We start from the raw sequence: 20,524 nt of genomic DNA on the forward strand, positions 1-20,524 counted from the left end.
AATGGATGTTTCATAGATATAAACAGATTCAATAGTATTATACATCATTCGAAAAGATTGATTACAATCTGTGATTTAGTAACATTTAAGCAATAATACTATAAAACAGTGTTTTTGGAGAAAGGATAGTATGAAAAAATTAAAAAATTTTTTGCTTGGTATTTCATCTACAATTCCAGCTTCTGGAGTATTTTTGATATCAAGCACTAATTCTAAAAATGAAGATAGTTTTAATAATTGAAATGAAAGTATTAAAGATAAATGTCCTATAAAAAATGCTAACTGAGAAGAAATATTTGATATTTTAAAATCTAAATTACCATACAAAAAAGATATTGAATTGGTGTCTTATTCAGGCATGAAAGATAATTTAAATTCAAAATTAAAACTAAATAAATTCAGTGATAAAAAAACTCCTAAAGAAGAATTACTTCAATATTGAAAAAATCTTGACATTAATTTAGCACTAAATAATTATTTGAAAAACAAAAGCATTAATAAAAATGAATTTTTTAAATTTGATTTTGAAATTGTAGAAAATCAATATTTAAATATTTATTTAATTAATGAAAATGTTAGTCTTAATAAAACAAGTAGATATTTATTGATTAAAAATCAAAAAATAAATTGAAAACTAAGTTCTGATATTTCACAATTAAATTGAAAAGAAAGATTAATAATAAATTATGGGTATAATTACAAAATAAATAATGATGGAACAATACAAATAAAAGAATCTAAATCAAAAAATATAACTTCAAATGAAATTATTTGTGAATATCCACCAACAGAAATTTATTTTGTTTCACCACAAAATTTACAGGAAAAATTTGAAATTAGAATTGAAAGTGAAAATGGTGAAAAAATTGTTTCAATAAACAATAATGAAATTTTTTATAGTGTTATTGATATAAGGAAAATTGTTAAAAATAAATTAAATTTTTCTAATAAGCTTTTCTTAATACACGAAGATTCAAATGGCATTAAAGAAAAAATTCAAATTAAATTTGAAAAAAGCGATATATCAAACACAATTGATTTAAAATATCCAAATTGAAATCCTGATTTATTAGAATACAAACAATTTATAAGCAAAAATGAATTAAATAAAGATGGAAATGAAATTAAAGATGCTAATGGGAACCCTGTACCATCAAAAAAATATGACCCTGGGATTGATCCTAAAACAGGACTAAAATCAGAAATTGTGTGATTAAATTTTAATGAATTAAACTGAAACCCAAAACTTAAATTAGATAACGACTTATTTTATGCAAATGACTTTTACATTGACTGAAAAAACATAATAAATTTAGAAAAATGAGTTAGTTATTATTTAAAATTACATAATATTGCTTTTGATAATTTTGATTATATTTCAAGCGACTTATTAGGATATAAAATTTTAGCCCCTGAAACAATAAAAAAACTCTTAAATTTAAAAATAGATGAATTAAATAATTTTTTGCTAAATAACTTAGAAAAATATTGTTATGCCATACTAACAGAAAAAGAATCTAAATTTCTTTGAGAATTTGTAAATGATAAAGAATTTGGTTGAAATTTATTTTTAAGTTGATATGAAGGTTTAAAACATGAATATGATAAATGACACACCTGAGATGAATCGGTGTTTGGCCCATATCCCTACGATGGATATTATTTTGGTAAAAATGTTCCTGATGAAGAAATAGAAAAAAATATCGAAATTCTATATGGGCTAATAGATTTATATGACAAAATAAATAAAATTGACTTTCTTCAAGACGAATCAGTAAACAAAGATAGTTATTCAAATTTAAAACAATTAAGAAAATATAAAAATCATTTTGATTCAAACTTTGCTTCAAATCCTTTTGGTTCATTTTATCTAAAATATAAAAATAATAACTCATCTGTATTAGCAGAAGCTATTAAGACTCAATATTTAACTATTAATGCAAATTCAAATATTTTAATAAGAGAAATAAAACAAAATTCAATAGGAAAATGAGAATTTGTAAATGATTCAGAAAATATGGAAATATCTAATTCAGCTCCTGGGAAAGAAATCAAATTAACTAAAAATGGTTTTTATTTAATATATGACATATCACTAGATAAAACAAATATTAATAAATTTAAAATTGTTTGAATAGATAATAATAGTACTACATATACAAAACCTAGTTATTTAACAGAAGAAGCAAATTCTCCATCATTTATCAAGAAATTTTGAAGAAATAAAAATCTTAAAGTTTCAAATGATTTCGAAAAATACTTAGCTAAGAAAAAAATTATTGATTTAAACATAACAAAAAAAGATCTTGATAAATTAAAATATGATGATATTTTTAATGAGTATAATAATTTTTTAATTGAAAAATCTTTTGAAGAAAATTTTGAAATCAAACCAGAAATTAACATTAACAAATTAAGACAAGATTTTAAAACAAACGAACAATTTTTAAATTATATAAATCAAAAAGATAATGAAGCTAAATTTATTGAAAATTATGTTATCTCAAAAAATAAAGAATTTTTAACAATTAAAAACTGCTATTTTGATTCAAAAAGCAAATTAATTAAAGTTGTTATTGATTTAAAAGAAAATGCTAGCTTAAATAGTTTTTTTATCAGAAGAAAAAGCTTTAATATCAATTTAGAATTAAAACCTATTTTTATTAAATTTAATAGTATTAATATTGAAGAACATATACCATTTAATGTATTTGTTAATGAGTTAACTAATAATAATCTTAATAATTTGATTAAATCTGCTAAAGATATAAATAACAAAGACATTGACTTGAATATTATCGAATTAAAACTTTTGAAAGATAGTGATGAAAATCAAATAATAGTTAAATCTATATCAAAAGACAAAAACTATTATATAGCTAATAATGATACATATACATACAATGTAAGTTTACTTAAATCAGATTATAGTTATTTATTGAATTTTAATCCTGGAACTTTAAATGTTTTTGGTTTAAAAGATAAAGAAGAAATCAAAAAATACATTAAAGAACTATTAAAGAATTATTTAATCAAATACAATGAAAAAATTGATCAATCTCTTTACAAAAAAATCACAATAGATGATATTAATATATCGTTCAATGATGAAGAGTTAAACAAAATAATTAATCCAAAAGACGATGACATTTATTGAAATAAAGATGAAAATATTGCAAAATTTGCAATAAACTTCAACAATAATTTTAAAACTTATCATCCTTGCACTCTCCATGTTATCAACAATGCTCCAGATGACGATTTTAATTGACCAGAAGCAGGCTTAACTGTAAAAGTGAATGTTGATATGGAAAATAAAAAAGACCCTGTTAAAATGGCTCAAATTAAAAATGAGGCTATTAGACAAGTTAGAGAAAAAATAATAGAAGAATTTAAAAAGAGAGCTCCAAAGCTTGAAATTGATAAGTTATATACTATTGATTTTACTGATTCATTTTTCAATAATTTAGATTTGTCTATCGGAACAACCTTAACTTTAAAAGGCAAGCATTTTATGTTGAAAAATCCTTATACAGTTAATGTTATAAATACTCATTCATCAGCAAACAAAAAATTAAATTTAAAAGATTTAAATTTTGAAGTTATTACTTTAAGTGAAAAGAATTTAAATGATTTCAAAAAAGCTTTAAATGAAAAAATTATTGATATTCTCAAAAAAGAAAATTATCCTGCTAAAGAAATAATCAAATTAATTGAATTTAAATTATTAGAAAACCAAAAGTGAGATTCTTTCTTTAGTAAAGTTGGCAATAATGAATTAAAAATGATGATTCAATTAAAAGAAGAATCGAATTTAATAAGTGGAGATAAAGAATTTAAATTAATTAATATTTTTACAGAAGAAATGTTAAAAGAAGCTTTAGAAATTAAATCTAAAAACAAGAAAAAATTACTTTCATGGCTAATTCCAGTAATTATTTTAAGTGTTGCTGGAATTATTGCAACAGTTATTGCAATATGATATAGAAAGAAGAAGAAACATTTATAGATTAAGCCTATAGGCTTCTTTTTCTATTTCTGTGATTTTACTAAAAATACTATAAAACAGGCTTATAATAAAAATATGAATTTACAAGATAAGCAAAATTATTATGAAAGTAATTTGAATTTTTCATTAAGTTCATTAATTATGAATGATGAAAATTCATTAAATAAATTCATTGCTATTAACTTAATTAAAAATATGATTAACCAATTAATTAATTATAAATATAGTGATGAAAGAAAAAGTAAATATAAAGCTCATGATGTGATTATAAGAATTGTGAGATTTGAAAATTTTACATTTAAATTGAAAGTAGAAAGATATAAAGATAAAACAACAAATAAGTTGCATACATTTTATCCTGATTATTTAAATTTTGGATCATCTATATGTGAAGATGAAAAAGAAAGAATTCAAAATTATGCTGTTAAAGATAGAATCACTTATTCCAGAATTGCGAGCAAATACAATGTAAGCAAAACTCAAATATATAAAATTGTAAAACAAATAAATTTAGATAAAATAAACAGTCTAAAAAACTACAAGAATGAATTAGTAAACAATAACATTTTTATAGGTATCGATGATACATTTATAAATTCAAATCAAGGAAGAACAAAACAAAAACTAAAAATAAGATTTTTAACCATATATCAATTGAAGAATAATAAAATAGTTAATTTGAATAAAATAATGAATATTTTGCCATCTTCTAAAATGATTTCTGGCAAATGTTTATCAAAGACAATTAAAGAAGCAATATCAAAAAATTATGGAGATTATAATAGCTTTAATGTTTATATTTTAGGGGATGGTGCTCATTGAATTCAAACACTAGCAAAACAACTAAAAGGCAATTTTATTTTGTGTAAATTTCATTTTTTAAGAAAATTTAATGATTTTATTTTCAAAAAGAGAAATCGTGGATTTAACAATTTTATAGATAGCATTCAAAATTTAAGTGGGTGAAAAATCGAAAAAGAAATATCAGAAGCTTACAACAGTAGAGATTATGGAAAGTTGTTAGATATATTAAATACAATTTATCTCTATTTTAGAGACTCTTTTGTTTTGAGCGATATTGATAGATACAATTTAAATAGTTTGATAAGATACACATCTAAACTTGAAAGTGGAATCATTAATAATGATTATAGTTCACTAATAGAAGGACACATATCTGTTTATATTAAAAGAAAACTAAACAAAAGCTTTGCATTATATTCTCAAAAAACAATAGAAGCTTTATTGTTGAATGATAATAAAATTCAAAATACTCTTATTCAGACATATTAGTATTTATATTAATATTAGTATAGAAAGGCAATTAAATTTGCTATTTTTTCCATACAATTTTCTTTGTAATTTACATTTTTTAATATAAAATATAGTTGATAGAAAAAGGAAATACCGTTTTCTCTTTTAAATTTCTAACTTATCCCATTAATAATTTACATCACCAAATTCCTAATAAAAATCCATGAAATTTAAATTTGTATTTATGGAATCTTATTTGAAAACATAAATTAAATGTTAAATCTATAACTCAGGATAATGGATTAGAATTTTCAACATTATTTTTCATTGGATATAAACTAAAAATTTTTATATATAAAGCTGATCCATATGCTTCTTTTCAAAGGGGTTCAAATGAAAATTTCAATGGTTTAGTTAGAAGATTTTTTAAGAAAAAAACTAATTTTGATGATATTACTGAAGAAGAAATTCTAAAAGTACAAAATGAAATAAACAATCGTCCAAGAGAAATTTTTGGATATTTATCTGCTTTGGAAATGTATGAAAAATTGAATGCAGAAAATCCTTGAAATTCAACAGGTATTGACAAATTATTATATGGAAAACAAAAGAGAAACTGAGAAAGTAACAAGAATAGAAATTTGTTTTTCAAAAAAATAGGAAAATTAAAATAATATTTTAGAAAGAGCGACAAGTTGCCAAATATTTTAGGGAGGGTTAATTCCCTCACTTTTATTTGTCCTAGCGGACAAAAGATAATAACAATATTAATAATTAAAAAGGAATATCGACATGCGATATTCCAAATTTCTAGGTATAAACTCATAAATTACAATGTAGCAACATCCCGAAAGTTACGGGATGTTTTTGTAAAAACTATTTTATATTTTTTAATTGTTCTATAGTGTTAAATGACATATCTTGATAATTTTTGATTTCTAATATTTGAGCTTTTATATCTGTTTCATTAAAAACATCTAAAAATTCCATTTCATTTCCATGTTTATGAACATAATTTCCATCCCTACCTATTATTTTATTTTGAAAATCTAAAAGATATTTTAATATTTCCTCACAATTAAAATAAAAAATACTTAAATCATGAAAACCAGATGATGCATTTTCTCCAAATTTAGAAAATAAAACATCAATTTTATTATCTTGTTTTTGAAATATTTGAACGTAGGGTTTTTCTTCAAATACACATGGAACAATACCAACTTTTTTATAATTTTCTACAACTTTTTTATAAATTAAGTCTTCAATTAAACAATCTCCTCATAATATAAAACAAGTATCATTTGAAGAAAAACCATATTTTTGTTTGATTTCCAATAATGCTTTTAGTACAGCATCTCCACTACCCTTACCTGATGAGATAGCAATATGATTATATTTTTCAAAAAAATGCTCATTTTGGGAAGAACATATCGTAAAAATATGATCACAATATTTTGACATTCGCAAAATATTTTCCTCAAGTAAAATTTTTCCATTTACATTAACCAAGGCTTTAGGAGTTGCGCTTTTAAATCTAGTTTGATTACCAGCAGATAGTATAATTCCGAATTTCATCTATCTCCTTAATTATTTATCATAATAGGTATCAATAACAGATTTAACCATTTTTTCTGGTTCTTGTTTACCCTTAATATTTCCCATATCTTTGACTATGAAATTATAGTTTGGTATGGTTAATTTTAAGGTTTCTTTTGCACTTTTATTAAGTAAAATTTTTACATTTGATAAGTCAAGACCGGTTCTTTCCATATAATGGATAAAATCTAAATTAGTAACTCCAAATGAATCACCATCATCTTCATTATTAATGATTCAAATTTTTTGACATTTTGCCTTATTGATATAATCATAAAAATTCATATATTCAATTGTAGGTTGAATTGACGATCAAAAAGTACCAGTAGATATAATAATTAAATCCGAATTATCAATAAGTTCAATGGCTTTAGGATTTAAACCATATTTTATTTTTCCTTCATATATGGTGGAAATTATTCTATCGTTTTTATTGTTTCAAAAGACAGTTTTTCCTTCATCATCTATTATTGTTCCAGATTCCGTTAATGCCTTGATAAAGATATTATCAAATGAATTTAAAACAACGAAATCATCAATTCCCATTTTATCGCAAAATGTTTATTTGTTTTTTCATAACCTAATTCTTTATACATTTGAGAATATACTATATTTGAAACACTAAAGTCTTTATAATTAAATTCATTGGCCTTAGGGTTTTTGAAAAAGTTAGAAACATATTTTTTATATTCTTTTAAATTTCATTTATCTAAAAGTTTAGAAATTTCTAATTCTTCTTTATTTTTAGTGAAATCAAATCTTTTTTCATAAAACTCTAAAAGGTTTTTATCCACTTTATCGCCATATTCACTCACATACATTCTTGAGTGATTTTTTCTTATATCTGATACTCCTAAAGTATCAGTAACTTTTCTACATACACCAGTAGATTTTCCATTATCATAAGCATTTACAATAACTTTAATGCTTAAATTTTTATCTTTGTAAAAAGCTTTTAATCCTTTTACTAGTGCATCATTACCTGATCCACCTGAAATAATAGTTATTTTCATAAATAAATTTCTCCTATCAATGTTTTTAATACTAAATGTTTTTGTTGTGTTCAATTTGTGTTCAATTAAATTTATTGATATTTTTAAATATAGCAACAATTTGAAGAGGAAAGTATAACGCTAAAAACAAAGGTCAAATAAATAATGATATTATCATTTTTCACCATGGAACACGCTGAACTCTTTTTCTACCTCTTGCGTATGTAATTATACCAATTACAAATAATATTAAGTATATTATTGCATGACTTATAGAGAAAGATATTGCTCAATCAATTCACATTTGAGTAGCATTAGCTCCAAAAATAGGTCCAAGTGAAACTAACAAAATATTTAAAAGTAAAATTAAAAAACCTATAAAACTAATTGGTGATATCATAAATAAAATATCAATAGAAGAAGACTTTGATATTTTTTTATCATCCTCTTTTTTAGATGAAAATATATTTTTTATCAAAGATTTAAATCTTTTTCTTCAAACAATTCTATTTCCAAAAACTCATCTCAATCTTTGACGTCACATATCTTTAAATTTAGTAGGTTGTTCATCATAAAACATTGCTTCATCACAATATTTAACATTTTTTCCTTCTGAAATTTGTTCAACCGTAAAGTCTGAATCATCGGATGGAATAGTTATATTTCAACCATCTTTAACCATTTCATTGCTAATTAAAAAACCAGAACCCAAAATTTTTGAAGACATCTTAAACTTCATTCTAGCGTTTGATTCAATGGTTGTATGGAACATAAACATAAGTCCATAATTAATTGTTTGAATGCTTTTACCAAAATTTTTAGTATTTCTAAATGAAGTAATTACATTTTTTTTATCATAGTGTAAAAAAGCATCATTCATTTTTTCAAAATATAGACTATCAACTATATTGTCCGCATCAAATATATGATATCCATCAAAACTTTGTATACCATAGTCTTGTTCTATGAATTCAAATATTTTTTTTAATGCATAACCCTTAGTTCTTTCGCTAGAATTAGAATATTCATAAACAATAGCACCAGCATTTCTTGCTTTTTCCGCTGTTTTATCTGTACAATTATGTGCTATCACAAATGTTTGGAGTTTATCTTGATCATATTGAGAATTTTTTATGCTTTTTACTAACTCAGCAATAACTTTTTCTTCATTTCTAGCACAAATGACTATACCATATTTTAGCTTTTGAGTTTGAGTCTTAAATTTCACTGGCTTAGCAAATAAACCAAAAAATAAAACAAATCAATATTGAAATGAAAAAATTAAAAAAATCGCTACAATAATTGGCATAACTATATAAACTACATTTTGATATACCATTACCACTCCTTACTACATAAAATCCAATTTTTTAATTGTTAAATTTACTACAAATTTCTAAAATAATATTTCAAAATATTGTTTTAAGTATATAAATGTAAATTGTATTTTATTATTTTTCTCTTTAATTATATTTAAAATATAATATAAATAATTCAAAAGATAATTTTCAAATTATATCAAAAATTAAGAAGTAAAATATTAATTTAATCTTATTAAAATTTTTATAAAAGTGAGACATACCATTATGGATTTTTAAAATAATTTGTCCGTTAAACACAAATTGCTAAAGATATTATAAAAGTTTTTTTGCTATTTTTGTTAATAAATAAAAATAATTCGAAATAAAGCAATAGGAAAAATAACTCAGCTGAGTTAGGTAGTTTTATTTTTTAAAATATTTAATTAAGCGTATAAATTTGTATAAAATGATGGGTATAAATGTTTGTTTTCTTGAATAAATTTTTCAAATTGATTTGCTGACATAGCAAATGGAAAATCATCTACTTCATGTCTTACAAAATTATTTATTTTTTCGTTAATTATTTCAATTCATTCATGTGTTAAATTATCAAAAGTAATTGATTTTGGTCTATATTTTCTTATCATTTTATTACAATTTTTAATTCTACCTTTTTGACTTGAATTGAAAGCATCGCAATGATATATTTGCTTAATAGTGTTGATCTGATCTAAAGTGTAATTTTCTGAACCATTGTCAATGGTTAAAGTATTAATATTTAATTCATGTTCATCAATCATATGTATTAACGCTTCTTTAGTTGAATCTGCATCTCGTTCGCATAATCGCATATAAAATTTCGTGTTGCTCTATTCATTAAAACAGCAATATGATATAAATCATCGCTTTTGCCATGTACTGTATCAAATTCAAAATCGAACATTGTTGTAATTTCTGGTCTTAAACTTATATGTAATCCGACTCTTCTTTTCTTTGGAATTGAAGGGTCTTTTTTATGCCTTTCTCCCTTTCCTACAGACTTATTGGGCAAAATTGAGATATTTATATCAAATATTAAAATGTTTATATTTTTGTATATTGTAGTGAAGTGTGGAAACTTAATTTTTAAGCATTTTTCTTTAGCTTCATCAATTAATGTTCGAACTGATTTTTGGCAAAAAGTTCTTAAAGAATTTTTTCTATTTTCATTGCATAATCTATCATATACATTTGAATTTTGATTTATATATTTAATTCAATCTTTGTGTTTATTTTTAATTTTTTGATTAACTATTATTCTTCTACAATTTCTGTATTTATTTAAAACTGAAATTTTATTTTTTATACTCAAAATTGTAACTAAGGGCTTATAAGCCCCACAATGTGGGCACGTCAAACCTTTAAAAAATTTATCGGTTTTGGAAATCATTTTTCTATCATCTGATAAGTCATCAAATAGTTTTTGAAATGTTTCGCGTTTTAAATTTAAAGATTTATGAATATTCTTAAAGTTATTTAATTCTTTAAACATTTCTAGTGCTTTAATAACTGTTTCAATTCTTACATTATTGGGATGTAATTTATTTCTATTTAACGAATTCATAAATGTTAAAAGATCGTATTTTTCGACAAAAACATGTATATATTCAGTTATAAATTCATTATTTTTATTTTTAATTCTTTTGATGCAATTTATATTATACAAGGACAAAACAAAAAAAGTGAGATTCACTAAAATGGTGGGTCTCGCTTTTATAACTTTCACACATTTTATAAATGTTCTTTTCTAAATTCAATCTCACTAGAAATTATTTCATCTAAATTAGTTTTTACTTCATAATTTAATTCTTTACATATTTTTTTATTTGAAGCTATTAATTTATCAGGGTCTCCTGCTCTTCTTAGACCATATTCAATATTTAATTTCTTGCTTAAATTTTTTTCAAAAGCATTTACAACTTCAAGATTTGAAAAGCCTTTTGAGCTACCAATGTTGTAATATAATGAAGTTTTTTCTTTAATCATTTTTTTTGCAGTTAATAAATGTAATTCTGCTAATTCATATACATATACATAATCTCTTATGCATGTCCCATCAGGTGTGTTATAGTCATTACCAAAAATTTTGAATTCGGGAATTAAACCAAAAGCATAATAACTAATAGCAGGTATAAGATGAGTCGGTGCAACACCATTTTTGGTTAAATAACCAATTCTTTTACTTTTTGAAGCACCGGCAACATTGAAGTATCTTAAAAAAGTATATTTGAAATCACTATTTGTATTAGCAAAGTCTTTGATAATTTGTTCTCCAAAATATTTGGTTCTACCATAAGGACTACATGGTTCTTTTGGGTCTTCTTCAAAAAAATAACCATCGTGTAATGAGTTATTACCATATACTGCTGCTGATGAAGAAAATACCAAATTATTAACATTATGCTTCTTCATTGTTTTTAAAACATTTACTAAGCCTTGAATATTGGTTTCATAATAGTCAAGTGGTTTTTGTACACTTTCACCAACTTTAATTAAACCTGCTAAATAAATTACTACATCTATTTTATTTTTTTTAAAAGTTAAATCTAATGTTTTTATATCTAAAATATCTCCATGAATGAATTTACTTTTTTCTTCAATAAATTCTTTAAATCCTGTTGAAAGATTATCATAAATAATTACTTTATTTTGATTTTCTTTATTTATAACTTCAGCTACATGGCTTCCGATATAACCTGCTCCACCAATTAATAAATAAGTCATTATTTCTCCTTTCTATTTTTTAACTTTTGGTATTTTATATAAAAATTTAGTAACAAAAACTGGTAAATCAGAAATTCTTCGATATTTGATTTTTACATCAAAACCATTATATATTTCTAAAATTGAAGGATAAATATCTTTGATGAATTTTTTAAATTCTTTTTTTAAATTTCGATTTTTTAAATTGATATAGTAAACACTAATCAAACTTAAATGTTCCATAAATAAGGAATTTACAGTTTTTTTAAGAATTTTAAAACTTACATCATTTTTTAAATTTGATACTATGTTTTCTAAATTAAATTTGTAGGCTTGGTTGATACATTCAATTTTATTGATATAGTTTTTATCAAATGAAGTTAATGAATTGGTTTTTCTATGATAAATTATAGAATAAATCAAAGTTCTTTTAAAATTCTTACATTTGGAAAAAATGTTTCCCATTTCTGCAATATCTTCATATTTTTTAACTTTGCTAAAATTAACATCAATATCATATAAAAATTTTTTGTTGAAGAAATGTCCTCAAGCAAAAGTTGTGGTATTCAAATAATAATGCATTGGTGAAGGATTGATTTTCAATGTTTTAACAATATTATTGATAGGTATTTTAATACCTAAATCATCAAATTTATATTTAAATTGTGTTGAAAGTATTTCTAAATTAGGCTTTAAATATTTAACACAACGTTCTATTATTTTAGGACTTAAAAATTCATCATCATCATCGATGAAAAAAATGAAATCTCCGGTAGAAGCTTCAATTAATTTGTTTCTTGAATATCCTGAACCAATATTAGTATCAGAAAAGATATATTTAACTCTAGAATCTTTAATGGTCAAATCTTCTAAGATTTTTCTTGTTTCATCATTAGAGGCATCATCATGGAATAAAATTTCTAAATTTTCATAACTTTGATTAAGAATAGTTTTAATAGTGGAATTAAAATATTTAGCACTATTATGCAAGGGAATTAAAATTGAAATTTTAGGTTGATATAAAGTTTTTTGCCTATTCATATTTTTCCTTTTAATATAATATATATTACTTATTTTACTAAACATTCAATAATTATCAATGAATATAAATAATGTAAATTATAAAAGTGAGATCTCTAAAACATGGGGTCTCACTTTTGGAATTAACAGTTTGCAAAAAAGTTCTATTTTTATTTATAATTTAATTCTTTTTGAACTATTCAATAAATGGTATTTAATTTTTGATAAAATGCAGCATGTCCACATTCATTTAATTGCACAATTTTATAACCATAATCTTCTTCTATTTTTTTAATTTCTTTTGGTGTCACAAATTCATCATTTTCACCATAAATAATTACACAACCATTTGGATTTGCAAATAAAGGCTTTACATGTTTTAATAAATAATCTTTATTTAAAATTTGTTCATTTAATAGATAAGAAAAAGTTTCTTTGTTTTCATTATATTTGCTCGCTAATTTTTCAGCATTATAATCCAAGTTTCTTAAATAATAATCTTCAGGATTATAAACCAATGCTTTTAATGAATTTCTAGCATCTTCAACATTAGCAGGAATCAATCATTTTTTAAGATTAATTAGTTTTTGCTTATCGTCAACTAAAGCATAATTTAAAGGAGCTACCATAAATAACCTAGTTACGTTTTTGCATTCTTTTTTAGCATACAAACAAGGTACTGAACCCATTGAATGCGAAATTAAAATTACTTCGTGGTCTTTTAAAACTGTGTTAATAAATTCAACTACTATTTTGTTATATAAATCAAGTGTTATTTGACTATTTTTTCCAGATTTTCCACAACCAGGCAAATCTAAAGCATATAAATTGAAACGATGAAAGTTTCTATATTCTTCTCTTAATTCGTCATTATCGGGTGTATTTTCGGCCACTACTTCAGCAAAATCAATAAATCTAGTAAAGGTATTTGAATCAGAATTAAAACCGTGCACAAGTAAAACAGTTGCTGGTCTTTTTTCTTTTTGAAAACAATCTATTCTTTCATAATAAATTGTTTCGCCTAAAAGTTCAATTGATTGTCTTTTATACATTTTAGCCTCCTAACCAATTAACAAGCTAACAATTTCTTCCTTAGTAACAGTTCCAAAATATTCATTCAAGTTTTTAATTTGATTTAAAACTTCTAGAATGCTTTGTTCATTTAAAGCTACATTACTAAATAAGGGTTCAATTTCATGAATATCTTTTTTGCTTAAAAAGTCACCTTCAAAAACTAATTGTTTAATAGTACCTTTTTCAATATTACCTTTAACTACTAAAATTCCACCAGGAAATTTAGCTCCATTTTTATATTTAAAAGTTGCTGCTTTATTATATATTCATTCTTCAGAAGCAAATTTTTGTTGTAAAGAGTTTAATTGTTCTTGATATTTTGCATAATCAATATCAATAAATTCTCCTTTAAAATTCTTAACAAAATAATTAATTAGACGACTAATAAATTCTTCAGCTGTCATTTTGTTTAATAATTCATCATAAATATTAACTACTCTAGATCTAACTGATTGAATGCCTTTAGATTCATACTTAATTCTTGCAGGATTAAGTGCTTTCGATAATTTTGTTAAATCAACATCAAATAATAATGTTCCATGGCTTACTATTCGATTATTACTAATATATTGGGCGTTACCACTTATTTTGCAGCCATTAACCACAACATCATTGCGACCTTTAAATTGAGCATCTAGACCTAAGCTTTTAAGAAAAGCAATAATTGGAGTTAGAAATCTTTCATAACCGCCTTTTTTATCATAGTCAGTTATGAAACTAAAATTAATATTGCCTAAATCATGATACACAGCTCCACCGCCAGACATTCTACGAGCTAATTTAATATTATTTTCTTTTACAAAAGAACGGTTAATTTCTTCATATGCATTTTGATTGTTACCAATAATAATAGCATTATCATGTTGATAAATTAAAAGTACATCACCTTTTAAATCATGATCATGCATAATAATATTTTCTAAAGCTAAAGTAACATAAGGTGAAGTTTCCTTAATTCTAAAAATTTTCATATTAACCCCTTTACTATATGAATATATAAATTTAACTTTATTTTATACAAAAAAGAATTTTTGTAAAGTAAAAGCATAAATTAATATCTTCAAAATTTTAAAGAAAATTGTACCAACCATTTTGTATATTTTTTTCTTGACTTAATCCCAATAATGGTATATAATGATGTCGATGTGTCCCCTTTAGATGGACAATTACTATACCCATAGGGATAGTTGCTTAAGAGTATATAGACTCCTTTCTTTAGATAATTGAAAAGTGCTGTGCGCGGATGCTTTTCTCATTTTATTTCAAAATATTATATTAATCTTCAATGTAAAAAAAGGGCTCAAAAAAGTCCTTTTTTTATTTAAAATTTTTGCTTTATGTGAAAGTTTTTTTTACCTCTCTAAAAATTTTTTCATTTTATAATCAAATTTCAATTACATTAACCTCTTTTTTAATAATTGATAAATTTATCTATTTTATAGGCTTTTTAGTAAAATATTTTTTTAAAGTTTTTCAATTTTTTAAAAAGATTATGATTAAAAAATTAGTATGGAATAAATTCCTTATTTTTTTCACATAGTTAATTTTGAAAATTATTTTTATTGATTTTCTTTTTATAATTTAAGAACCTTAATATTTATTATTAATATTAGATTTTAGGGTAATTTTATTAAATGTATATGAAAGGAGAAAAATGACTACAGCACAAACTACAGGTATAGAAAACAAAAAATCTAAACCAAAAGACAATAGCCGTAAGGGAAATTTTCGTAAGATTCTAAGTAAAATCTCTGGTGCTTTCATGTTACCAATTTCCGTTATGTCTATAGCTGGTCTATTTCTAGGGGTTGGTGCAACAATATCAAGTCAATCAGCGATTGTTCTTAACAACAATCCATTATCATCTGCTGCTAAAGCTGGTATTGTAATTGGTGACTTTATTAAGTTATTAGGTGACCCAATATTTGGAGCAATGCCGCTATTGTTTGCCGCTGCCTTTGTTGTGGCATTTACCGACGAAGCCGGAGTCGGTGTCTTCGCCGCAATAGTTGGATACTTAGTATTCTCAGCAATACAAGCTCCATTTATTCAAAGTGTTATAGAAAAAACTAATATTGATGGCACTAAACAAGCTAGTGAATTAATAGGTAAAACAATACTTAAAGATGATAAAACAGGACAACTTTACTATGAAACATTAAAAGGATATAACATTCTTTGAATGACAGGTAAATTTGGTGCTGAAGTTAAACAAGTCGTTGGTTCTTCATTAGGATTCAAAACTCTTCAAACTTCAGTTTTCGGTGGTATTTTTGTTGGTTTAATAGTTTCATACTTATACAACAAATTACACACAATTAAACTTCCAACTGTTATTTCATTCTTTGGAGGAAAACGTTTTGTTTCATTAATAACAATAGTTGCTATGATTCCATTAGCATTCTTATTCCTCCTTATATGACCATGAGTTGGTATTGGTCTTAGTTACTTTGGTAATAGTCTTGGCCATGTACCTTATGGAATTGAATCATTTGTTTTTGGTTATATTGAAAGATCATTAATTCCATTTGGTTTACACCACGCATTTTATGCACCTCTTTGATACACAAATGCAGGCGGTGATATTCTTAAAGCGCTTGAAGATTGAGAAGCAAGAGGAAATACTTTTTCAGGAGATGCTACTGCATTAACTGCGTACAATGGTTGAAAAGCTTTGATGGCTTCTAAACACAATGAATGAATGGGTGACTCATATGCTGCTATTGGTGTAATGAAATTAAATTTCAACACTATAACATGAAAAGATGCTACACCAGCACATGAAGTTCATACATTACCTTTATATAAATTTGTTGCTAGTGAATTAGGCATTAAATTAGGTAGATTCATGCAAGGCAAATACTCATTCATGATTCTAGGATTACCGGGTGCAGCTGTTGCTATGATTTTAGCGGCTCCTAAAGAAAATAGAAAAGTGGCAGCTGGTACAGTTATTCCTGCAGCTCTTACTTCAGTTATTACTGGTGTTACAGAACCTATTGAATTTACATTCTTATTCTTAGCACCATGATTGTTTTGGGGATTCCATGCATTCTTCTGTGCATTATCATTCTTGTTAGCTAACGTTCTTGGCGTTCACATTGGTATGTCATTCTCAGGTGGAATTATGGACTTAATCATCTATGGCATTATTCCTGTGATGAAAGGTACAAACTTCTGATGAGCATTAGCAGTCGGAGTTCCTTACTTCTTTATTTATCTTGGTGGTTTTTACTTCTTCATCAAGAAATTCAACTTGGCAACCCCAGGTCGTGGTGAAACAGTTAGATTATTCACCAAAAAAGACTTCCAAGCTAAACAAGATGGAAATGATGAAAATTCTTCAAGTAAAGATACTTCAGCAAGAAACGCAAGAGAATATGCAATGATTCTTGCTTTAGGCGGTCCAAAAAACATCGTTAACACAAATAACTGTGCTTCAAGATTAAGATATGATATTAACGATAGAAACTTAGTAAATGAAGTTGAATGTAAGGCAGCAGGTGCAGTTGCACTTAAATGAGAAGGTGATAAACACGTTCAAGTTATTGTTGGCCCTGTTGCTGAACAAATGAATGCTAACATTAGAAAAATTTTAGCTTCAGGTGAATTAGATGACATTGTTGTTGAAGCAAAAAGCGAACCAACACAACCAGTTGTAGTAGTTGAAGCTCCAACACAAGAACAACCTACTGTTCAAGAAACCCCAGCAGTTACACCTGAACCTCAAGTTGAAACATCATCAATGACAGAAACTAAATGAGTTGACGAATCTAACGACTTAGAACGTCCAGTTGAATTCTTTGCTCCAGCAGTTGGAGATGTAATTCCTCTTAGTCAAGTACCTGACGAAACATTTGCAAATAAATACTTAGGTGATGGTATTGCAATTCGTCTTAAAGCTGAAAAGAAAGCTTCAATTTGAGCTCCAGTTTCAGGTACTCTTGAAACAGTATTCCCTACAAAACATGCTTATGGTATTACAACAGAAGAAGGTATTAAAGTACTTATTCACATTGGTGTTGATACTGTTGCTTTAAATGGCGAAGGTTTCGAAACCAAATTAAAACAAGGCAAAAAAGTTAAAGCTGGTGACTTGTTATGTACAGTAGATGTTGAATACTTATCAAACCAAAATAAAGTAAGTGATGTTATCGTTGTAATTCTTAATGAATCAGAACACAAACACATTATTGATACAGCTCTTGGCGAAAAAATGACTAAACGTGCTGACAAATTAATGCTTGTTAAATAATTTAACTTACAAAGTGGACTCGAATTTGCGAGTTCATTTTTTATTATTTCAAAAAAGAGTAGAATAAAAATATAGATAAAAGGAGGACTAACATGAAAAAGAAAATACTTTTATCAAACTTAATTTGAAGTTTACCATTATTACCTTTAAGCACATTAAGTTGTAATAATCAAACTTCAAACAACAACTCCAAAGATTTTGAAATAGTTAACAATGAACTAATATCTTTTAACAAAAATAAAAACTACGCGGGTGAAATTACTTTACCAGAAGGTATAACTAAAATTAAAAATGAAGTATTTAATGGTTTTGATAAAATAACTAAAATTCATTTACCTCAATCTTTACAAACTATTGGAAACAAAGTTTTTGCCTATTGTGTTTCATTAACTGAAATTACATTCCCCGCAAATTTGATTAAATTAGGTGATGGTGTTTTTTATGGTTGTAGAAGTCTAACAAAAATTATCTTCAACAGTCAACTTCAAATAATTGGAAAAGAAACTTTTAGCCATTGTAATTCAATAGAAGAAATAAACATTCCAGATACTGTAAATTTAAACACTGAAGGTGCTTTTGAAATGTGTTTTAATTTAAAAACCGTTCATATCCCAAATAACACAACAATAATTAAAACTAATGCCTTTAAACAGTGCGAATCATTAGAAACATTAGACTTAACAAATACCAACGTGAATCAAATACAAGCAAATACATTTAAAGGATGTACAAACCTAAAAGAAGTTAAGGTCAAAAAAGACACTCAAATAGACCCTCAAGCAAGCGATAATAATTCAATTTTTGTTTTTAATATTTAAACAAAAATTGAATGCAATTTTTACTTATTACATTTTTTTATAGGCTAATTAGAACAAAATAATATCAAAAAATGAACCCTTGTTTTTAAGCAATGGTATGAACCCCAAAAATTGGACTTTTTAATTATGTTTGGACTTATTCCTGTATTGGACAGGACTAAGTCCTTTTAATTTATTAACAATTCTGTCATTATTATAATATGAAATATATTCTCCTAAAGCAGTTTTAAATTCTTTAAAACTATTAAATTTCTTTTCTTCTCCAAATCAAAATTCTCTTTTTATAACACTAAATAAACATTCAGTAGGACTATTGTCTAAACAATTTCCCTTTCTTGACATGCTTTGAGTTGTTTGTTTTTCTTTCAAATAATCAATATAATCTTGATGAGTGTATTGTCATCCTTGATCAGAATGTAATAATACATTTTTTAAGCTGTGGCCATTCTCTTCTACGTTTTCTAACATTTTACCAACCATTCTTAAATTAGGCGATTTAGAAATCGAATAACCTAAAATCTCTCTGTTTTCAAAATCAACTACAGGAGAAAAATATGCTTTTTCATCATTTTTTAATTTAAATTCAGTAACATCTGTTCCTAGTATTTTCAAATATTTATTATTTGAAAAATTTCTTTTGTATCTGAAGAAATCTTCTGTGATATTTTCTTTATCTAAAAGCAAGTTTGGAATGTTTTTGTGAGCATCACCTTTGAATGAAGAATATTTATTTTTTCTTCTTAGCGTTTTGCCGAAAATATTCATTGCTTTCATTAATTTTTGAACTTTTTTATGATTGATTATTATTCCTTTATTTCTTAAAGCAAAAGTAATACGTCTATAACCGTATAGTCCTTTATTATAGTTAAATAAGTCAAAAATAACCTTTTTTAAATTTTCATCTTTATCAGGTTTATTTTGTGATTTTAATATCTCATAAAAAGTTGACTTTTTCAATTTAATTTTTTCTAATATTAATTTAATAAAAAATAGCTTTTTAAATTCTTGCCTTAGTTCAATTGTTATTTGGAATTTTTCTTTGTTAGTGAGTCTTTCAATTGAACCAAGGCGCTCACTTTTTTTGCTATCGCATTCTCCAATTTGAGTATTTTATTTTCTTCCTTTAATTGTTTAATTAATAAATCTTTATTTTCTATTTTATTTTCAATATTGATTTTAAAATTTGTTGCCTTTTGAGCATCTAAATTTATTTTAGATTTTCTTCCTTTTTTCTTTTCCATAGCAAAAGAATTATAACCAAACTTTTTGTATTTTTCTATTACTGAATAGCATGCTGAATAAGAGTTTTCCATTATTTTAGATATTTCTAAAATACTAAATTCTTGAAAATATAATTCGATAATTTTTATCTTTTGATCAAGTTTTAATTTTAAATAACCTTTTATATCTCTATTTCATTTGTTTCTTTTTACTTTTTTAAATTTAAATTGCATAAAAATGAA

The 20,524-nt window shown here is 24.7% G+C and carries 16 protein-coding genes and 1 pseudogene; 5 read left to right on the top strand and 12 right to left on the bottom strand.

What is annotated here, in order from left to right:
* The first annotated feature begins 130 nt into the window (after positions 1–130).
* The 3 genes and pseudogenes from MBIO_RS03205 to MBIO_RS03215 form a co-directional block, all read left to right on the top strand.
* Positions 131–4,009 (top strand): hypothetical protein, encoded by a 3,879-nt coding sequence (locus tag MBIO_RS03205; RefSeq protein WP_148228955.1) that lies wholly within the window; start codon positions 131–133, stop codon positions 4,007–4,009.
* Positions 4,010–4,084: 75 nt separating this feature from the next.
* A complete protein-coding gene (locus tag MBIO_RS03210; protein WP_013526874.1) occupies positions 4,085–5,302 on the top strand; it encodes an Mbov_0401 family ICE element transposase-like protein in 1,218 nt (405 codons plus the stop codon).
* A 164-nt stretch (positions 5,303–5,466) separates the two neighbouring features.
* A pseudogene (locus tag MBIO_RS03215) lies at positions 5,467–5,937 on the top strand (IS30-like element IS1630 family transposase); the annotation flags it as partial.
* Positions 5,938–6,139: 202 nt separating this feature from the next.
* Here the strand turns inward: MBIO_RS03215 and MBIO_RS03220 are convergent.
* The 10 genes from MBIO_RS03220 to MBIO_RS03260 form a co-directional block, all read right to left on the bottom strand.
* Complete coding sequence (locus MBIO_RS03220; protein ID WP_013354318.1) at positions 6,140–6,838, bottom strand: NTP transferase domain-containing protein; 699 nt, start codon at positions 6,836–6,838, stop codon at positions 6,140–6,142.
* 12 nt (positions 6,839–6,850) lie between these two features.
* Positions 6,851–7,405, bottom strand: coding sequence for a 2-phospho-L-lactate transferase CofD family protein (locus tag MBIO_RS05140; protein ID WP_015511102.1), 555 nt, complete (start codon positions 7,403–7,405; stop codon positions 6,851–6,853).
* A complete protein-coding gene (locus MBIO_RS05145) occupies positions 7,378–7,872 on the bottom strand; it encodes a 2-phospho-L-lactate transferase CofD family protein (RefSeq protein ID WP_015511103.1) in 495 nt (164 codons plus the stop codon). The genes MBIO_RS05140 and MBIO_RS05145 overlap by 28 nt, the downstream gene beginning before the upstream one ends.
* Before the next feature lie 31 nt (positions 7,873–7,903).
* The gene (locus tag MBIO_RS03230) at positions 7,904–9,190 is read right to left on the bottom strand and encodes a glycosyltransferase family 2 protein (RefSeq protein ID WP_013354316.1); all 1,287 of its coding nucleotides are present in this window, start codon (positions 9,188–9,190) and stop codon (positions 7,904–7,906) included.
* Positions 9,191–9,595: 405 nt separating this feature from the next.
* Positions 9,596–10,003 carry a hypothetical protein gene (locus tag MBIO_RS03235; protein ID WP_015511105.1) on the bottom strand — a complete coding sequence of 136 codons (408 nt, stop codon included), beginning with the start codon at positions 10,001–10,003 and terminating at the stop codon, positions 9,596–9,598.
* Positions 9,958–10,857 (bottom strand): hypothetical protein, encoded by a 900-nt coding sequence (locus tag MBIO_RS03240; RefSeq protein ID WP_232048369.1) that lies wholly within the window; start codon positions 10,855–10,857, stop codon positions 9,958–9,960. Before MBIO_RS03240 ends, MBIO_RS03235 begins: the two co-directional genes overlap by 46 nt.
* Positions 10,858–10,922: 65 nt before the next feature.
* Positions 10,923–11,915 carry a UDP-glucose 4-epimerase GalE gene (gene galE, locus MBIO_RS03245; protein WP_013526609.1) on the bottom strand — a complete coding sequence of 331 codons (993 nt, stop codon included), beginning with the start codon at positions 11,913–11,915 and terminating at the stop codon, positions 10,923–10,925.
* Positions 11,916–11,927: 12 nt separating this feature from the next.
* Positions 11,928–12,935, bottom strand: a complete 1,008-nt coding sequence (locus MBIO_RS03250) for a glycosyltransferase family 2 protein (protein WP_013526608.1) — start codon at positions 12,933–12,935, stop codon at positions 11,928–11,930.
* 149 nt (positions 12,936–13,084) lie between these two features.
* Complete coding sequence (locus tag MBIO_RS03255; RefSeq protein WP_013526607.1) at positions 13,085–13,966, bottom strand: alpha/beta fold hydrolase; 882 nt, start codon at positions 13,964–13,966, stop codon at positions 13,085–13,087.
* Positions 13,967–13,975: 9 nt separating this feature from the next.
* Positions 13,976–14,959, bottom strand: coding sequence for a lipoate--protein ligase (locus tag MBIO_RS03260; protein WP_013354311.1), 984 nt, complete (start codon positions 14,957–14,959; stop codon positions 13,976–13,978).
* Between the two features lie 683 nt (positions 14,960–15,642).
* Between MBIO_RS03260 and MBIO_RS03265 the strand changes: the two genes are divergently transcribed.
* On the top strand, positions 15,643–18,243 hold the full coding sequence (locus MBIO_RS03265; RefSeq protein WP_013354310.1) for a PTS sugar transporter subunit IIABC: 2,601 nt from the start codon (positions 15,643–15,645) through the stop codon (positions 18,241–18,243).
* A 92-nt stretch (positions 18,244–18,335) separates the two neighbouring features.
* Positions 18,336–19,061 (top strand): leucine-rich repeat domain-containing protein, encoded by a 726-nt coding sequence (locus tag MBIO_RS03270; protein WP_013526605.1) that lies wholly within the window; start codon positions 18,336–18,338, stop codon positions 19,059–19,061.
* A 120-nt stretch (positions 19,062–19,181) separates the two neighbouring features.
* Here the strand turns inward: MBIO_RS03270 and MBIO_RS05150 are convergent, their stop codons facing one another.
* On the bottom strand, positions 19,182–20,162 hold the full coding sequence (locus MBIO_RS05150; protein ID WP_015511046.1) for an IS3 family transposase: 981 nt from the start codon (positions 20,160–20,162) through the stop codon (positions 19,182–19,184).
* Positions 20,084–20,515, bottom strand: a complete 432-nt coding sequence (locus MBIO_RS05155; protein ID WP_013526604.1) for a helix-turn-helix domain-containing protein — start codon at positions 20,513–20,515, stop codon at positions 20,084–20,086. The genes MBIO_RS05150 and MBIO_RS05155 overlap by 79 nt, the downstream gene beginning before the upstream one ends.
* Between the last annotated feature and the right edge of the window lie 9 nt (positions 20,516–20,524).

Source organism: Mycoplasmopsis fermentans PG18 (genome assembly GCF_000209735.1).
Lineage (GTDB): Bacteria > Bacillota_I > Bacilli_A > Mycoplasmatales > Metamycoplasmataceae > Mycoplasmopsis > Mycoplasmopsis fermentans.